General features: G+C 61.7%; 4 protein-coding genes. 3 read left to right on the top strand and 1 reads right to left on the bottom strand.

From position 1 onward, the window contains the following. From HY852_RS20830 to HY852_RS20820, 3 genes are all read left to right on the top strand, one after another. A partial coding sequence (locus tag HY852_RS20830) for a CocE/NonD family hydrolase (RefSeq protein ID WP_291606735.1) occupies positions 1-984 on the top strand: 984 nt, incomplete at its 5' end. A gap of 42 nt (positions 985-1,026) precedes the next feature. Continuing rightward, a complete protein-coding gene (locus HY852_RS20825; RefSeq protein ID WP_291606733.1) occupies positions 1,027-1,605 on the top strand; it encodes a cupin domain-containing protein in 579 nt (192 codons plus the stop codon). A 38-nt stretch (positions 1,606-1,643) separates the two neighbouring features. Then, entirely contained in the window at positions 1,644-2,606 is a 963-nt protein-coding gene (locus HY852_RS20820; RefSeq protein ID WP_291606731.1) for a tripartite tricarboxylate transporter substrate binding protein, read from the top strand. A gap of 112 nt (positions 2,607-2,718) precedes the next feature. Here HY852_RS20820 and cynS read toward each other — a convergent pair. Next, the coding region (cynS, locus tag HY852_RS20815; RefSeq protein WP_291606730.1) for a cyanase at positions 2,719-3,140 on the bottom strand (422 nt) is incomplete at its 5' end.

Genomic DNA, 3,140 nt, shown 5'->3' with positions numbered 1-3,140 from the left:
CACGCTGAATCCGAACTGTCGAAGATCAAGGTGCCGTTCTACACCGGCTCAGGCTGGTACGGATACACCTACAAGACCCATCTCAACGGCGCGCAGAACTATTTCGCGGCGGTCGATGCGCCGAAGAAACTGATGTTCACCGGCCCCGCTCACCTTGAGCGTCCGTTTCATTCCTTTCATCGCGAGATGCTCAAATGGTTCGATCACTGGCTGCGCGGTGACGACACCGGCATCCTGCGTGAGCCGCCCGTGAAGTTTTGGGTAATGGGCGAAAATCGCTGGCGCACTGCCGCGGACTGGCCGTTGCCTGAGACCCGTTGGACGAAGCTTTACCTCAACAGCTGGGAACGCTTGAGCGCGGCGCCGTTTACGACGGCGAGCGTCGATCAGTTCATCCCGCCCGATGCCTTTGTGCAAATGCCTCCGACACAGACAAAGGCGATTCAGAAGCTGCGGTATCTGACTGATCCACTCCCCGAGGATGTGCTGATCGCGGGCCCGATATCGCTGACCTTGTTCGCGGAGATCGATCGGGACGATACCAACTGGTTCGCGATCCTCAAGGACGTGGGACCGGATGTCTCGGTGATGAGCGTCCGCGAAGGCGAACGTGAGCGACCCGCCGACCTCCCCGAACGCGAGGTCACCCGCGGATGGCTCAAGGCATCGCTGCGCGCGATCGATCCTAAGCGCTCAAAGCCGTGGAAGCCGTGGCATCTGCTCACGCGGGACAGCCGCAAGCCGGTCGTGCCGGGCGAAGTCAACGAATATCAGATCGAAATCATGTCGACGGCCAACCTGTTCCGCAAAGGCCACCGCATCTGCCTGGAAATCGCCAGCATGGATCTGCCGACCGGCGTCGCAGGCGCGACCAATGCGGAGTACGTGCCGTACCACATCTGCAGCAGCAAGACCGTTCTGCACAAAATCTATCACGACACGACCAGGCCTTCGCACCTGCTGCTGCCGGTCATCCTGACGTGAGACGCCAAACCTTCACGACAAGAGAAGCGGACTGGACACACCATGGACTTCAAACCGACTAGACGGATCGTGACGGGCCACGACGCGCAAGGCAAAGCGGTCGCGCTATTCGACGGGTCGGCGACGCCGCACCAGCGAAGCCCGGGCGGCAACGCCGTCACCATGCTCTGGGTCACCGGTGAAACTCCGGCCGACATCGACGGCGACAGCGATCGGACGCAAACCAAGGTCGGCGTCCCGCCGCCGCCGAACGGCGCCATCTTTCGCATCGTTGACTTTCCGCCCGCGTCAAAGGGTGCGGCGCCCGTCGACCATCATAAGGTGCTACTCGGCATGGGCATCGACCCGGCGACGCAGGGCTATTGCCGCCACCCGAATACACACCGCACCCGCAGCATCGACTACGCCATCGTGCTCGACGGCGAGATCGACATGCTGATGGACGACAGCGAGGTGCACATGAAGGCCGGCGATGTCCTGGTGCAGCAAGGGACCAACCACGCCTGGGTCAACAACGGCACCAGGCCGTGCCGCATCGCCTTCATCCTGGTCGACGCCAAAGAGCCGGCTGCATGGCGGCTGGGCTGGACGGCGCAAAGCGTCGATCGCGTGGACGCATGACATCACATCGAAAGAAAGACGCGAGGGAGGGAAAGCAAATGACTATCTGGCTCCGCATGCTTCTGATATCGGCAGCGCTCATGAGCACGAGCGCGTTCGCTCAGACTTATCCGACCCGCTCAGTCACAATCATTGCCGCCACGACGCCCGGCTCACTGCCCGATGTGCTCGCGCGCAGAATTGGGCTACAGCTCTCGCAGAAGTGGGGCCATCCGGTTGTAATCGAGAATCGGCCGGGCGGCGCCTATGCCATCGCAGCCTCGGCCGTGATCAACGCGCCGGCCGACGGCTACACGCTGCTCGTCAGCGAGGCCGGGCTTTACACGACCCAGCCGCATCTCGTGAAAAGGCGCAAAGATTATTCGGTCAGTGACTTATTGCCGGTCACCGGGATGGCGAGCATCCCCTTGTCGTTCGTCGCTCATCCGTCGCTCGGGGTGAATTCGATCAGCGATCTGATCGCGCTTGCCAAGGCGAAGCCGGGAGAAATCAACTACGGCACCACAGGCCCCGGCACCGCGCCGCACCTGGGCGTGCTTCTGCTCGAGAGCATGGCGAAAATCAAAATGACGGCGGTTCATTACAAAGGCGTTTCTCTGGCCTCGAACGATCTCATGGCCGGACACATTCCGCTTCTGGCGATCGCCCCTTCGCTGGCCATGCAGGCTTACAAGGCCGGCAAGGTCAAGATACTTGGCGTCGCCAGCACGCAACCGATCGCTCAGTTACAGGGGGTTCCGACTGTAGCCGAAGCCGTTCCCGGCTTTGAAATGAACGTTTCGTTTGCCGTCTTCGCGCGCGCCGGAACTCCTAAAGAAGTGATTTCCAAGATCAATGCGGACGTGCAGCAGATTATTGAAACTCCGGATTTCAAAAAATTCCTGGAGCCACAAGCGCTGCAGCCCATGCTCGGATCGCCCGAACAACTCACGCGCTCACTGGCGGCCGAGTCCGGCAAAATGGAAAAGCTTATCCGGGACGTCAATCTCTCCGTCGAGTGAGCCGCCGCATCCCTCGAGACGCGGCCACACACATCGGCTCTAGCCGATTGTGATCCCAACATGCCGAAGTCGGGTAAGCCCGACTTCGGTTGCCGCTCCAGGATGACGGCGTTTACTCCTCCTTCAGCCCATAGGCCATCGCGTTGCCGGTGGCGCCGTAATATTTGAACGGCAGGAATTTGCCGGTCATGGCGATCTTGACGCGGTCGCCCTTCGGATCCGCCTGGCGCTCGATCGCCATGTCGAAGTCGATCGCCGACATGATGCCGTCGCCGAACTCCTCCTCGATCAGCGCCTTCCAGGCCGGGCCGTTGACCATCACCAGCTCGTAGAAGCGATAGATCAGCGGGTCGGTCGGCGGCATCGGCGTGCCGGTGCCGCGCATCGGCACCTCGTTGAGCAGCGCCTGCTCGCCCTTCGACAGGCCGAACAGCTTGGCGGCGGCGGCCGCCATCGGCTTGGTCAGCTTCTGCTGGCCGAGCACGCCGCCCACGATCATGATCGGCGACATGCCGCCGATCCGCTCGCAGATGT

The sequence above is a fragment of the Bradyrhizobium sp. genome (assembly GCF_016213215.1).
GTDB lineage: Bacteria > Pseudomonadota > Alphaproteobacteria > Rhizobiales > Xanthobacteraceae > Bradyrhizobium.
This window is presented reverse-complemented; position numbering and strand designations above follow the sequence as displayed.